The sequence below is a fragment of the Pelagivirga sediminicola genome, assembly GCF_003072125.1.
GTDB classification, from domain to species: Bacteria; Pseudomonadota; Alphaproteobacteria; order Rhodobacterales; family Rhodobacteraceae; genus Roseovarius; species Roseovarius sediminicola.
The window spans coordinates 114,536-127,969 of the sequence record NZ_QCYH01000007.1 but is presented as its reverse complement, the minus strand read 5'-3'; the positions used below and the strand labels follow the sequence as shown (position 1 = coordinate 127,969).

At 69.5% G+C, this 13,434-nt stretch carries 11 protein-coding genes and 1 pseudogene; 5 read left to right on the top strand and 7 right to left on the bottom strand.

The features are described 5' to 3' along the window. Positions 1-3: 3 nt before the first annotated feature. The 5 genes and pseudogenes from DC366_RS13120 to DC366_RS13100 form a co-directional block, all read right to left on the bottom strand. The gene (locus tag DC366_RS13120) at positions 4-3,399 is read right to left on the bottom strand and encodes an efflux RND transporter permease subunit (protein ID WP_108692669.1); all 3,396 of its coding nucleotides are present in this window, start codon (positions 3,397-3,399) and stop codon (positions 4-6) included. 3 nt (positions 3,400-3,402) lie between these two features. Beyond that, positions 3,403-4,872 (bottom strand): efflux RND transporter periplasmic adaptor subunit, encoded by a 1,470-nt coding sequence (locus DC366_RS13115; protein ID WP_108692668.1) that lies wholly within the window; start codon positions 4,870-4,872, stop codon positions 3,403-3,405. 76 nt (positions 4,873-4,948) lie between these two features. Then, complete coding sequence (gene moaB / locus DC366_RS13110; RefSeq protein ID WP_108692667.1) at positions 4,949-5,491, bottom strand: molybdenum cofactor biosynthesis protein B; 543 nt, start codon at positions 5,489-5,491, stop codon at positions 4,949-4,951. Positions 5,492-5,494: 3 nt separating this feature from the next. Further along, a pseudogene (locus DC366_RS13105) lies at positions 5,495-6,111 on the bottom strand (LysE family translocator). After that, a complete protein-coding gene (locus DC366_RS13100; RefSeq protein ID WP_108692666.1) occupies positions 6,108-6,890 on the bottom strand; it encodes a uracil-DNA glycosylase in 783 nt (260 codons plus the stop codon). The pseudogene DC366_RS13105 and the gene DC366_RS13100 overlap by 4 nt, the downstream one beginning before the upstream one ends. 174 nt (positions 6,891-7,064) lie before the next feature. On the opposite strand from DC366_RS13100, the gene DC366_RS13095 reads away from it, so the two are divergent. From DC366_RS13095 to plsY, 5 genes are all read left to right on the top strand, one after another. Further along, positions 7,065-8,021, top strand: coding sequence for an aspartate carbamoyltransferase catalytic subunit (locus tag DC366_RS13095; protein WP_108692665.1), 957 nt, complete (start codon positions 7,065-7,067; stop codon positions 8,019-8,021). After that, positions 8,018-8,572: a hypothetical protein gene (locus DC366_RS13090; RefSeq protein WP_108692664.1), complete on the top strand. Its 555-nt coding sequence runs from the start codon at positions 8,018-8,020 to the stop codon at positions 8,570-8,572. The genes DC366_RS13095 and DC366_RS13090 overlap by 4 nt, the downstream gene beginning before the upstream one ends. Next, on the top strand, positions 8,569-9,012 hold the full coding sequence (locus tag DC366_RS13085) for a hypothetical protein (protein ID WP_108692729.1): 444 nt from the start codon (positions 8,569-8,571) through the stop codon (positions 9,010-9,012). The genes DC366_RS13090 and DC366_RS13085 overlap by 4 nt, the downstream gene beginning before the upstream one ends. An 86-nt stretch (positions 9,013-9,098) precedes the next feature. Beyond that, positions 9,099-10,388 carry a dihydroorotase gene (pyrC, locus tag DC366_RS13080; RefSeq protein ID WP_108692663.1) on the top strand — a complete coding sequence of 430 codons (1,290 nt, stop codon included), beginning with the start codon at positions 9,099-9,101 and terminating at the stop codon, positions 10,386-10,388. Then, positions 10,388-10,993 (top strand): glycerol-3-phosphate 1-O-acyltransferase PlsY, encoded by a 606-nt coding sequence (gene plsY, locus DC366_RS13075; protein WP_108692728.1) that lies wholly within the window; start codon positions 10,388-10,390, stop codon positions 10,991-10,993. The genes pyrC and plsY overlap by 1 nt, the downstream gene beginning before the upstream one ends. Positions 10,994-11,175: 182 nt before the next feature. Here the strand turns inward: plsY and DC366_RS13070 are convergent, their stop codons facing one another. Both DC366_RS13070 and DC366_RS13065 read right to left on the bottom strand, forming a co-directional pair. Beyond that, the gene (locus DC366_RS13070; RefSeq protein WP_108692662.1) at positions 11,176-11,949 is read right to left on the bottom strand and encodes a 3'(2'),5'-bisphosphate nucleotidase CysQ; all 774 of its coding nucleotides are present in this window, start codon (positions 11,947-11,949) and stop codon (positions 11,176-11,178) included. Continuing rightward, positions 11,936-13,285 (bottom strand): TldD/PmbA family protein, encoded by a 1,350-nt coding sequence (locus tag DC366_RS13065; RefSeq protein ID WP_108692661.1) that lies wholly within the window; start codon positions 13,283-13,285, stop codon positions 11,936-11,938. Before DC366_RS13065 ends, DC366_RS13070 begins: the two co-directional genes overlap by 14 nt. Between the last annotated feature and the right edge of the window lie 149 nt (positions 13,286-13,434).

The window sequence follows — 13,434 nt, the reverse complement described above, 5'->3', positions numbered from 1 at the left end:
ATCTCAGCCGCGCCGCGCGCGCAGAACCTGCGCCGCGCCCAGCACGACATACATCGCCAGCGCCAGCGCTGCCGCGCCCGCTGCGAACACCATAAGCGCCACCGCCATCGGCGCGATGGCGCTGGCGGTCGGCAAGACCGCCGCGATCCACCCCGGCACCGCGCCCAGCACCATCGCCGCGCCCATGGTCGCCGCGAACCACGCCCCCAACCCCAGCGCGCCCCCGACCAGCGCCGCACGGACCCCGCCCGCGCGAAACCGCAGGCCGCGCCGCAGCGCCGCCATCTGCCGCGCCAGATCATGCTGCACCCCGATCAGCGCGGGCACGACCAGCAGCACCAGCAACATGCCGAAGCCCAGCCCATAGACCAGCGTGATGACCGTCGGCTTGAGGAACTGCGCCTGCTGGCTGCGCTCGAACAGCAGCGGCGCAAGGCCCATGACCGTGGTCAGCGTGGTCAGCAACACGGGGCGCAGCCGGTCGGCGGCGCCGTCGATGATGGCGGGGATCAGGCCGCGCTCCTCGGCATATTCGTCGATTGTCGTCACCAGAACGATGGAATCGTTGATGATGATGCCCGTCATCCCCAGAAGACCGACAACCGTGAACATGCTCAGCGGCACGTCCCACGCGTTATGGCCATAGATCGTGCCGACAAGGCCGAAGGGAATGATCGCCATAACCACCACGGGCCGCGTCCAGCTGCCGAAGACCAGCGCCAGCACCAGGTAGATGCCCACCAGCGTCAGGATCAGGCCCAGAAGCGCGTCGTTCAGAAAATCGCTCTCCTGTTCGGCCAGCCCGGCCATTTGCCAATCGACCTGTCGCTCGGCCGCGATGCGCGGCAGGATGTCCGAGCGCAGCAGCGCCTGGATTTCCGCCGCGCGGGCCGGATCATCCTCGGATATGTCGCCCCGGACGCTGATCAGGCGCACGCCGTTCTCGCGCCGCACGGTGGAAAACCCGTCGCGCCGCTCGGCGGTGACGATGCTGGCCAGCGGGACATAGGCGCCGCCGGGCGCGCGCAGCTGCGTGCGTTCAAGGAAATCGGCCGTCAGCTCGCCCTCGGGCAGCTCTACCCGGATTTCGGCGCTGCGCGGCCCGGCGGGATAGGTCGCCGCCTCGATCCCGCCCAGACGCGCGCGCAATTCGCGCCCCAGCGCGTCGATGTCAAAGCCCAGCGCGGCGCCCTGCGGCGTCAGGTCCAGCACCAGCTCCTGCTTGTCATAGGCCAGATCATCCTCGATCCCGATCACTTCGGGAAAGCGCAGCGTCGCCTCTTTCAGATCCTGCGCGGCGGCCTTGAGCGTCGGCGCATCCGCGCCGGAGAATTGCACGTCCAGCGCATCGCCCCTCGGACCACTGCGCCAGCCACGGAAACTGACCGTTTCGGCCAGCGGATGCTGCACCACGCGCTCCTGCAGGTCGGCGACAAAGGCAAAGCTGCTATAGGGGCGCAGGTCGGAATCGATCAGCTCGATCGAGATACCGCCCAGCTGGTCCGGCTCCTTGTTTTCGGTCCCGGCAAGGCCAAAGCCCGCGTTTCCACCAATCTCGGCAATGACATAGCTCAGCGGGTTCAGCCCATGCTCGGCCTCGTATTCGGCGGCCAGCGCATTTGTCGCGCGCTGCATCTCGTGCATCATCGCCAGCGAATCCGCGCGCGTCGCGCCCGGCGCCATGGCAAAGTTTCCGGTCACGCTGCCCTGTTCGGGGGCGTCAAAGAAACGCCACGTCACGTCGCCGCGCACGAACAGCGCCGCCTGCGAAGCCAGCAGCAGAACGACCCCCGCCAGCACCGGATAGCGCGCGCCGATGACCCCGGCCATGAGCGGGCGAAAAAGGCGTGCGCGCGCCCACTCGAACCCGGTGTTCACCACGCGCGAGGGCGCGTCATACCAGTGCCGCCGCGTGGAGGCGGTCAGCGCATGGCTCATGTGATGCGGCAGGATCAGGAAACACTCGGCCAGCGACGCGGTCAGCACCACGATCACGGTAAAGGGAATATCGGCGATCAGATCCCCGAACCGCCCGGCGATCACCGTCAGCCCCAGAAACGCGATGACGGTGGTCAGGGTGGCGCAAAAGACCGGCATCGCCATGCGCCGCGCGGCGTTTTCGGCGGCGACGACGGGCGGCTCGCCATAGGCCTTGACGCGGGCATCGGCATGCTCGCCCACGACGACGGCATCGTCCACCACGATCCCCAGCGTGATGATCAGCGCGAAAAGCGAGATCATGTTGATCGTGATCCCCGCCGCATACATCAGCGCCACCGCCGCCAGCAGCGCCACCGGAATGCCCGCCGCCACCCAGAACGCGGTGCGCGCGTTGAGAAACAAGAACAGCAGCGCCACCACCAGCCCAAGGCCGATCACGGCGTTGTCCAGAAGCGTCTGAAGCCTGCCTGAAATCTGCTCGGACCGGGTGCGGATCAGATCGACGGACACGCCGTCCGGCAGGGTGCGGGCCATGTCGCGCGCGACCTGCTCGACCTGTTTCTGAATCCCGATCGCGTCGCCATCGGCCGAGCGGTCGACGCGCACCGACATCGCCGGATTGTCGCCGACGAAATACCCCCTCTCGCGCGCCGCCCCTTCGGTGCGGATGGTCGCCACGTCCCCCACCGTCAGGCGCGAGCGATCCGGGTTGACGCGCAGCGTGATCGCCGCGATCTGATCGGGATCGCGCTTTTCCACGCCGGTGCGCACGCGGGTGTCGGCGCCGGTCACGTCGCCCGCGGGGGCCGTGTTCACCTCGGCGCGGATGGCGGCGGCGATCTCGGACAGGGTCACGTCATAGGCCATGAGCGATGTCGTCGGCACCTCGATCACGGTCTGCGGCGCCGCGACGCCGCGCACGGTGGTACGGGTGACGCCTACGGCAAAAAGGCGCGTGATCAGCTCGTCCGCGTAAAGGCCCAGCTGGTCCACGCCCACGGGGCCGGTGATGACGACATCCGTCACCCTGTCGGTCCAGCTGCCGCGCCGCACGGTCGGCTCTTCGGCCTCGTCCGGCAGGGTGGTGATGGCATCGACCGCCGCCTGCACGTCGCTTGAGGCGCGCGACATGTCCCAGCCCGGCTGAAATTCGATGGTGATGGTGCCGAAATTCTCGCGGCTGGCGGCGGACGTGCTCTCCACCCCCTCGATCGCCTGCATTTCAGGCTCAAGCAGCTGGATGATCGCGGCGTCTATATCCTCGGCCCCCGCCCCGTCCCATTCGACCGAAACGGAGATGTTGGCGATCACCACATCGGGCAGGAACTGCGCGCGCATGTTGGGCACGGCGGCAAGGCCCATCACCACCATCACGACCAGCAGCAGGTTTGCCGCGGTGCGGTGGCGGGTAAACCAGGACAGGATTCCCCCTGCGCCTTTCGCCAGACGGCGCGCCATCCCCTAGCCGCCCATCCGGTTTTCCAGACGCTCGACCACGCTGGCAGGCACGCGGGCCTGCGCAAGCTGATCCAGCAGCCGGTCGCGCATGTCGGCAGACATGTCGCGGCTGCCCTCGACATAGGCGACCAGCCGCGCGCGGCGCTCCGCGCTCAGCTCCAGCATCGCCTGCGGCTCGGGCGCCGCCCCGGCGTCGCCGCCAAGGGGGCGCACCTTGATCCCGGCGCCCAGCAATGGCGAGCGCTGCAGGACCACCCGGCGGCCCGCCAGCGGCGGCGCGCCCTCAGTCGCGCGCATCAGCACATCGTCGCCCTGCCTGCGCAGCAGCGTGACCGCCAGCGGCTCCAGCCGGTCCTCCGCGCCCAGCGCCAGAACCGCGCCATCGGCGCCCAGCGCGGTGGCAGGCAAGCGCACGACATTGTCCAGCAAAGGCTCGGCCACCTTTACGGTGACGAAATCGCCGGGCTTGAGCCCTTGCGCGCGGTCCAGCTGCGCAAAGACCAGCCGCCCGGTCTGTCCCTCGCCCACGGCGGCGCTGGCGCGCGTGACGGTGCCGGACGCGGTCAGATCGACGCCGAACGCCTCCAGCGAGGCGGTGACGGGCGCGCGGCGCAATGTGCCGTCCTCCTCCAGAAGCCGGGCGAATTGCGGCGTCGAGACGCGAAAGGCGACCTCCAGCGCGCCGGGGTCGATCAGCGTCGCCAGCCGTTCGTTGACCGACACGACGCCGCCCTCCACCACGGCCACATCGCTGAGCGCGCCTGAAAACTCGGCGGTCATAATGGTATCGGCCAGCCGCCGTTCGGCCTCGGCCAGCGCGATTTCGGCACGCGCAGCCCGCGTCGCGGCCTGATCGACGCGCGCCTCGGCGCCCGCCACCGCCTGCCTGCGGGTCAGAACGGTGCCGCGCGCCGCCGCCGAAGTCAGCTCGGCCGCCTCGACAGCGGCGGTGGTGCCGACGCCGCGCTCCTCCAGATCGCGCTGGCGCTGATAGGCGCGCTCCTGCAGATCGGCCTGATCGCGCGCCGCCTCCAGCTCGTCCTGCGCCAGATCCAGCGCGCGGGCCGCATCGCGCCCCTCGGCGCGCGCATCCATCAGATCGCTGGTGGCGCGGTCCAGCGCCGATTGCGCATCCGCCGGATCAATCCGGGCCAGGAACTGCCCCGCCTCCACCTGTCCGCCATCCTCGACCACCTCGGCCAGATCGGTGATCGTGCCGGACGCCTTGGCGCGCAGTTCCAACGAGCGGCGGCTGCGCACCTCGCCGTAAACGGTCAGAACCGGCGCGATCGCCTGCGGCTGGACCCGCTCGGTATTGACCGCGAACATCCGCTCCTGCCGCGCGCCCCCGTCCGGCGTGCGCGACATGCGCGTCTGCACGGCGCTGTTCACGACGTAGCCCGCATAGGCCAGCAGCGCCAATGTCAGCGACATCAGCAGCAGGCCTGTCAGGCTACGGCGCAGAAATTGCATGTCCGGGCGGTCCTCGGTCGGGCGGCATCGGCCGCAAAGCTATAATGTAAGCCCCGCGGCCGGAATGCCAAGCGCGTCACTTGCGGCGCTGATGTTCGTCCAGACGCGGCATGATCTCGACAAAGTTGCAGGGGCGATGGCGGTAATCCAGCTGCGGCAACAGGATTTCGTCCCACGCATCCTTGCACGCGCCGGGGCTGCCGGGCAGCGCGAACAGGTAGGTGCCCTGCGCCACACCGGCGGTTGCGCGGCTCTGCACCGCGCTGGTGCCGATCTTGGCCATGCTGACATGGGTGAACACGGTGCCGAAGGCGGTGATCTCCTTTTCATAGACGTCGCGATGCGCCTCGACGGTCACATCGCGGCCCGTCAGGCCCGTGCCCCCGGTCGAGATGATGACGTCGATCCCCTCATCGGCGCACCACGCGCGCAGCTGCGCGGCGATCTTGCCGCGCTCGTCCTGCACGATCTTGCGCGCGGCCAGCAGATGCCCGGCCGCCTCGATCCGCTGCGCCAGCGTATCGCCCGAGCGGTCATCGGCCTCCGCGCGCGTGTCGCTTACGGTCAGCACGGCGATGCGCACCGGGATGAAGTCGCGGCTTTCGTCAATACGGCTCATCTGTCACGCCCTTTCCAGTATCGCCAGCCGCACGGCCAGCGCGGTGAATATCCCCGCCGAGGCAAGGCCCAGACCGCGGTTCCAGCGCTCGGATCCGGCGACAAGGCGGCCAAGACTGCCGGCGAACACGCCGACGGCGCCGTTGATGATCAGCCCGCCGAACCCCAGTATCGCGCCGAACACTAGGAATTGCGGCAGCAAGGCGCGCGCCGGATCGACGAATTGCGGCAGGAAGGCCAGCACGAAGAAGATCACCTTCGGATTGGTCAGGTTCACCGCCAGCCCCTCGCGGAACGCGCGGCCCGCGCTCATCGCGCGCCCCTTGGCGCGCATCGGCCCCGCACGCAGCGCGCCCAGCGCCAGCCACATCAGGTAGGCCACGCCGATCCAGCGGATCACGTCAAACAGCCACGGCACCGCCGCCACCAGCGCGGCCAGCCCAAGCGCCGCCAGCGCCGCATGCACCAGAACGCCCAGCGCCACGCCGGCGCTGGCGGCATTGCAGGGCGCGGCCCGGCGCGCAGGCCCTGCCCGAGGCAGAACATCATGTCCGCCCCCGGCGTCAGGTTCAACGCCAGCGCGGCAGGCACGAAGGCCAGCAAGACCCAAGGGTCGATCACGCCACCCCCTCCCGCAATTTCGCCTGAACCGCCAGCAGGTCGGCCCATGCCGCACGCTTGGCCGACGGGGTCCGCAGCAGATAGGCGGGATGCACCATCGGCATGACGGGCTTGCCCCACGCCTCGGCCCATTGGCCGCGCAGCTTGGTGATGCCGCGCGTCTGCAGAACCGTCTGGCAACTGACATTGCCCATCACGATCAGCAGATCGGGCGCCGCCAGGGCCACGTGACGCTCGACAAAGGGGCGCATCATGTCGATCTCGTCCGGCTTGGGATCGGCATTATGCGGCGGGCGCCACGGCATGACGTTGGTGATATAGACATTCTCGTCCCGGCTCAGCCCGATGGCGCCCAGCATCCGGTCCAGAAACTGCCCCGCCTGCCCGACGAAAGGCTTGCCCGCGCGGTCCTCCTCGCGCCCCGGCGCCTCGCCGATGATCATCACCCGCGCGCCCGGCACACCGTCCGAAAACACCAGATTGCGCGCGCCGCGCTTCAGTTCGCAATGTTCAAAGGCCCCCAGCGCCGCGCGCAGCCCCTCCAGATCGCGCGCCGCGCCCGCGGCCTTGCGCGCCGCGGCGACCGCATCGCCCTCGGCGCCGCGCGACGGAGATGTCGCCGCCACAGCCACAGCCGCCGCTGGCGGGGCCGCCTGCGGCGCCTTGGCGGGCGTCTCGTACCGGTTCACGGGCGCGTCCCCGATCGCCTCGTCGGCGCCCAGCTCGATCTGCCATTCCAGCAGACTGCGCAGCGTATGAAAATCCAATGCCGAATCCATGCGCCAAGGCTACTCCGCCTCCGCCACCGGCGAAAGCGGACAATGCGCCGCCCCGGTCTTCATCCTGGGGCAAATACTCAAATCGCAGCGCCCGCCGCGCCCCCCGGGGCTTGCCGATTGAACGCAGCCGCGCCGCATGCGATAACACGAGCGCACCCAACCCGGAGCCGCGCCTTGTCCTTCGACCACGCCCACCTTCTGGGGATCGAGCCTCTGGCCCCCCGTGACATCACCACGATCCTCGATCTGGCCGACCAATACGCCGATCGCGGCCGCAGCGCGGCGAAATACGGCGATGCGCTGGCCGGTCTCACCCAGATCAACATGTTTTTCGAGAATTCTACCCGCACGCAGGCCAGTTTCGAGCTGGCGGGCAAGCGTCTGGGCGCCGACGTGATGTCGATGGCGATGCAGGCCAGTTCCATCAAGAAGGGCGAGACGCTGATTGATACCGCCATGACGCTGAACGCGATGCACCCCGATCTTCTGGTCGTGCGGCATCCCCATTCGGGCGCGGTGAACCTCTTGGCGCAGAAGGTGAACTGCGCCGTGCTGAACGCGGGCGACGGGCGCCACGAGCACCCTACGCAGGCACTGCTGGATGCGCTCACCATCCGGCGCGCCAAGGGGCGGCTGCACCGGCTGAACATCGCCATCTGCGGCGATATCGCCCACAGCCGCGTGGCGCGCAGCAACATCATCCTCTTGGGCAAGATGGAGAACCGCATCCGCCTGATCGGCCCGCCCACATTGATGCCCGCGGGCATCGCCGAGTTCGGCACCGAAGTGTATGACGACATGAAAAAGGGGCTGGAGGGCGTCGACGTGGTAATGATGCTGCGCCTTCAGCGCGAGCGCATGGACGGCGGTTTCATCCCGTCCGAGCGTGAATACTACCACCGCTATGGGCTCGACGCCGAAAAGCTGGCCCATGCGGCGCCCGACGCCATCGTCATGCATCCCGGCCCGATGAACCGCGGGGTCGAGATCGACGGCGAGCTGGCCGATGACCTGCGCCGCAGCGTCATCCAGCAGCAGGTGGAAATGGGCGTGGCGGTGCGCATGGCGGCAATGGACCTTCTGGCGCGCAACCTGCGCAGCCGGGCAACCACGGAAACGGTAATGGCATGAGCGACAAGATCGAAATCACGGCACATGAGACAGGCGTCGTGCGCGTCTTCGCGGTGGATATTCCCGCCGACCAGATTGCCACCTTCACGGCCCGCAACGACCGCTGGCCCCTGCGCGACGCGCTGGGGGCCGAGACGCTGGATCCCGATCATATCGACGTCTTCGACACCGCCGATCTGACCGGCGTCGGCCTGCCCGGCTATCTGGCCGAAGGGCACGCCATCCCCGAGGACCAGCTCGCCCCGATGCGCGAGCGGCTGGCCGCGCAGACCGGCGCGGTGATGGTCGTCACCTCCCGCGCCTTTGCAGGCACGGCGCAGACGCTCAGCCCGCGCGCGCCCCTCAGCCTCATTGCCAGCTTTTCCGAGGCACGCAGCCCGATCACCTTCGGCGCGCTGCCCGATGCCTCGGCCCAGCCACAACAGCCCGAGCCGGAAGCGCAGGCGCCGCGCAAGAAGCCCTCGGATGCGGCCATGTCGGGGCGCATCGCGATGATCGTCCTGCTGGTTCTGGCGGTGCTGGTGGCCGTCATGGTGTGGATCGCGGCGTGAGCGAGATCGAGCTGCGCCAATCGCTGCCGCCGCTGGCAGCGGATGAGACCGTGCGCCAGACCTTCCGCGCCGATCGCGGCGCCTATTGGCGCGATCACGCGTGGATGGCGGCGGCGGCAATGGCGGCAGGGATGGCGATCCTGGCGGCGCTGGGCAATCCGCATGTCTGGACCGGCGCCGTCGGCGGGCTGGCCGCGATTGCGCTGCGCGCGTTCTATCTGTCGACCGATGCGCTGAAATCCGAATGGCAGCTGACCGACCGCCGCCTGCTGGGCCCCGGCCCCACGGCGGTCGCGCTGAGCGATATCGGCAAGGTGCGCGGGATCGGCTCGGCGGTGCAGGTCATCACCCGGTCTGGCGACAAATACCTGCTGAAATTCCTGCCGGACCGGTCCGCGGCGCAGGCGCGCATCGCCTCGGCGGCCGGTGTGGCGGGCTAGGCACGCCGTATGCGGCGGGGCGCAAGAGGTTTCACCGCCGCAGTTTATGTCCTAGAAACGCGTCAGCGAAATCCCGGCGGTATTCCATGACCCAGACCCTCATCACCAACGCCATCCTGATCGACCCCGAAGCCGGGACGGAAGCGCGCGGCAGCGTCCTGCTGGACGGCGCCAGCATCGCGGCGATCCTGCCGGACGGCAATGGCGGGCCCGCGCCAAAGGCTGCGCGCGTGATCGACGGGGGCGGCAAACATCTGGCGCCCGGGATCGTCGATATCGGCGTGAAGGTCTGCGAGCCGGGCGAGCGCCACAAGGAAAGCTATCGCTCCGCCGGGCTGGCCGCTGCGGCGGGCGGCGTCACCACCATTGTGACGCGCCCCGACACGCTGCCTGCCATCGACAGCCCCGAGGTGCTGGAATTCGCCCGCCGCCGCGCGAACGAGGCGGCGCCGGTCAACGTGCTGCCCATGGCGGCGCTCACCAAGGGCCGCCTGGGCCGCGAGATGACCGAGATCGGGTTCCTGATGGACGCGGGCGCCGTGGCCTTCACCGATTGCGACCATGTCGTTCAGGATACCAAGGTCTTCGCCCGCGCCCTGACCTATGCCCGCGCGCTCGGCGCGCTGGTCATCGCCCACCCGCAGGAGCCGGGGCTGTCGGCCGGTGCCGCCGCCACCTCGGGCAAGTTCGCGTCTCTTTACGGCCTGCCCGCCGTGTCGCCCATGGCCGAGCGGATGGGCCTTGACCGCGACATCGCGCTCCTGGAGATGACCGGCGCGCGCTATCACGCGGACCAGATCACCACCGCCCGCGCCCTGCCCGCGCTGGAGCGCGCCAAGCGCAACGGGCTGGACATCACGGCGGGCACGTCGATCCACCATCTGACCCTCAACGAGCTGGACGTGTCCGGCTATCGCACCTTCTTCAAGGTCAAGCCGCCCCTGCGCAGCGAGGAGGACCGCCACGCCGTCATCGCCGCGCTGCGCGATGGGCTGATCGACACGATCAGTTCCATGCACACCCCGCAGGACGAGGAAAGCAAGCGCCTGCCGTTCGAGGAGGCGGCGTCAGGCGCCGTCGCGCTGGAGACGCTGCTGCCCGCCGCGCTGCGCCTCTATCATTCGGGCGATCTGGATCTGCCCACGCTCTTTCGCGCGCTGTCGCTGAACCCGGCAAGGCGGCTGGGCCTGCCCTCGGGGCGGCTGGCGGCGGGCGCGCCCGCCGATCTGGTGCTGTTCGATGCGAACAAGCCCTTCGTGCTGGACCGCGCGACGCTGCGCTCGAAATCCAAGAACACGCCCTTTGACGGCGCAAGGATGCAGGGCCGCGTTCTGGCGACCTGGGTGGCCGGCGCAAATGTATACGAGGCCGAATGATGCCGCTGTTTGAAACCTCCGCCGCGCTGCTGATCTTCTGGACGATTGCCGGATATCTGCTGGGCTCGATCCCGTCGGGCATGATCCTGGCCCGCGCCCTCGGCCTTGGCGATCTGCGCAGCATCGGATCGGGCAATATCGGCGCGACGAACGTCCTGCGAACCGGGTCCAAGGGCGCGGCGGCGGGAACGCTGCTGCTGGACGCGGCGAAGGGCGCGGTGGCGGTGCTGCTGGCGCGGTGGCTGGCGGGCGGGGATGCGGCGCAAATGGCCGGGCTGGCGGCGTTCGTGGGCCATTGTTTCCCCGTCTGGCTGGGCTTTCGCGGCGGCAAGGGGGTGGCGACATTTCTGGGTGTGATGCTGGCGCTGGCGTGGCCGGTGGGGCTGCTGTGCTCCGCTGCGTGGCTGGTGGCGGCGCTGGTGACGCGCATATCGTCGCTGTCGGCGCTGGTCGCGGCGGTGACGGCGCCGCTGTGGATGCTGTTGCTGGGATACTGGTCACTGCTGGCGCTGGGGATCTTGCTGGCGGCGCTGATCCTCTGGCGGCACCGCGCGAACATCGCGCGGCTGCGCGCCGGGACGGAGCCGAAGATCGGGCAGAAGTGAAGTCATGCAACGTAAGTCGGCCGAGCGCCTGCCCGTGGGCTGGCGTCGCAACGGTCATGACAGACAGCTTATGCCGGCCAAGCTGCTCCAACATCTGAACGACACATCCGGTCTCCCAAGCGCCTGCCCGCCGGACGGGCAGGCGCGCGCCCGGCGGGCTGCGCCCTTGATTCCGGGCGGATCTACGCCAACGCCCCGATCATCTGCCGATGCAGCAGCGGCCCCGCCGCGACCATGCCATCCACCTGCGGCACCGCATTGTTGAAGCGCAGGAGCTGCCCGCGCCGGTCGGTCGAGATCGCCCCCGCCTCGCGCAGGATCAGATCGCCCGCGGCCACGTCCCATTCCCACGTCTTGCGCAGCGTCAGCATCGCGTCGAACCGCCCCTCGGCCACCAGGCTGAGCCGATAGGCCAGCGACGGGCGGTGCTCGCGCTTGAAGGCCGGCACCACACCGCGCCAGTGGCGCGCCTCCAGCATCGGGCGCGCGGCCAGAAGGGTCGCACCCTCGACACTGTCCGTCACGCTGGCGTGGATCGGCACGCCGTTCAGCGTCGCGCCCATTCCCGCGGCGGCGGCATACATCAGGTCCAGCATGGGCAGATAGACGACGGCGGCGGTCACCTGCCCCTCGTCCACCACGGCCAATGCATGCGCCCAGGCGCGGCTGCCGTCGATGAAACTGCGCGTGCCATCGATGGGATCGATGATGAAGGTGCGCGGCGCGGCGGCGCGCAGGGGGTCATGCGCGCTCTCCTCGCTGAGCCAGCCATAGGCCGGGCGCGCGCTGCGCAGCTTGGCCTCCAGCACATCATTGACGGCCAGATCGGCCTCGGTCACGGGGCCCGCATCTTCGGGCTTGTCCCAGCGTTTTACGGTGGCTCCGATGAACGATGTCGCCGTCTCGCCCGCCGCGCGGGCGGCGTCGATCAGCAGCGGCAGGTCACGCGCCGGCAAGGGTCATGCCCTCCACCAGAAGCGACGGCACGACCGAGGACAGGTGCGTGCGCGCATCATTGGCAGGCGTCAGATGCATCAGCATGTCATGCAGGTTGCCCGCGATCGTCAGCTCGTTCACCGGATAGGCAATCTCGCCGTTCTCGATCCAGAAACCGGACGCGCCGCGCGAATAATCACCGGTGTTCGGGTTGATCGTCGAGCCGATCATCGACGTCACCAGCAGGCCGGTGCCCATCCCCGCGATCAGATCGTCGCGGGTTGCCTCGCCTTGGGTCAGCGCAATGTTCCACGTGCCGGGACGGGGCGGTCCGGACATGCCGCGCTTGGCATTGCCGGTGGAGTGCATCCCCAGCTGGCGCGCGCTGGCCAGATCCAGCACCCAGCCGGTGAGCACGCCGCGATCCACGATCGCGCGCCGCTGCGTCGGCAGCCCCTCGCCGTCATAGGGGCGCGATCCGGCCACGCGCGGGCGGTGCGGATCCTCGATGATGCTGAGGGCGTCCGGCAACACCTGTTTGCCCAGCCGATCCCGCAGCCACGTGGCGCCCCGCGCCACGGCGGCGCCATTGGCCGCGCCCAGAAGATGACCGATCAGCGAGGTCGAAATGCGCTCGTCGAACAGCACCGGATAGGCGCCGGTTTTGGGGCGGCGCGCGCCCAGACGCTCGGCGGCGCGGCGCCCGGCGCGGGCGCCGATATCCTCGGGACTGCGCAGATCGGCGTCCCAGATCCGCGCATCGCCGTCCGAGTCGCGCTCCATCCCCGCGCCGGTCCCGGCGATGGCGGCGCAGGAGACATACCAGTCCGTGCGCTGGTGATCGGCGACAAACCCGTTCGTGGCGGCAAGGCGCACATGGCGCCACTCATAGCCCGCCGTGGCGGCCTGCACCTGGCTGACGCCGGGCACCGCCAGCGCGGCGGCCTCGGCGGCGGCGGCGCGGCGCTGCAGCTCGGCAGGGTCCGGCTCGGGGCCGGTATCGCACAGCTGCAGCGCGCCGATGTCCCAGCCTTGCGCCAGTTGCGCGGGATCGGCCAGCCCGGCATGGGGATCCTCGGGCGCCTCGCGCGCCATGGCGACGGCGCGCTCGGCCAGGATATCCAGCGTCTCCGTCCGGATATCGGAGGAGGATATGTTGGCCTGCCGCTGCCCCACCAGCACGCGCAGGCCGATATCGGCAGATTCCGAACGCTCGGCCTGCTCCAGCGCGCCGCCGCGCACGTCGATCACCTGACTCGCGCCATTGGCCACGATCGCGTCGGCGGCATCGGCGCCCGCGCGGCGCGCGGCGTCCAGAATGGCGCGGGCCAGATCGTCAAGAGGAGGAAGCGTCATGCGGTGCCTTTCAAATCATGGGCCATGAGGTAGTCCGCAGGCCCGCCTGGCGCAAGAGGCACGGGGGGCGGCACGGGGGAGGCGGCAGGCGCAGCACGCATTGCGGGCCGGGAAAGGCCCCGGCCCGCATGAACGCCCGCGCCCCACCG

Bases quoted from the DNA above. Each gene is read 5' to 3' on its own strand.
- DC366_RS13120 (WP_108692669.1), bottom strand. From the start codon at position 3,399: ATGGCGCGCCGTCTGGCGAAAGGCGCAGGGGGAATCCTGTCCTGGTTT.
- DC366_RS13115 (WP_108692668.1), bottom strand. From the start codon at position 4,872: ATGCAATTTCTGCGCCGTAGCCTGACAGGCCTGCTGCTGATGTCGCTG.
- moaB (WP_108692667.1), bottom strand. From the start codon at position 5,491: ATGAGCCGTATTGACGAAAGCCGCGACTTCATCCCGGTGCGCATCGCC.
- DC366_RS13100 (WP_108692666.1), bottom strand. From the start codon at position 6,890: ATGGATTCGGCATTGGATTTTCATACGCTGCGCAGTCTGCTGGAATGG.
- DC366_RS13090 (WP_108692664.1), top strand. From the start codon at position 8,018: ATGAGCGACAAGATCGAAATCACGGCACATGAGACAGGCGTCGTGCGC.
- pyrC (WP_108692663.1), top strand. From the start codon at position 9,099: ATGACCCAGACCCTCATCACCAACGCCATCCTGATCGACCCCGAAGCC.
- plsY (WP_108692728.1), top strand. From the start codon at position 10,388: ATGCCGCTGTTTGAAACCTCCGCCGCGCTGCTGATCTTCTGGACGATT.
- DC366_RS13065 (WP_108692661.1), bottom strand. From the start codon at position 13,285: ATGACGCTTCCTCCTCTTGACGATCTGGCCCGCGCCATTCTGGACGCC.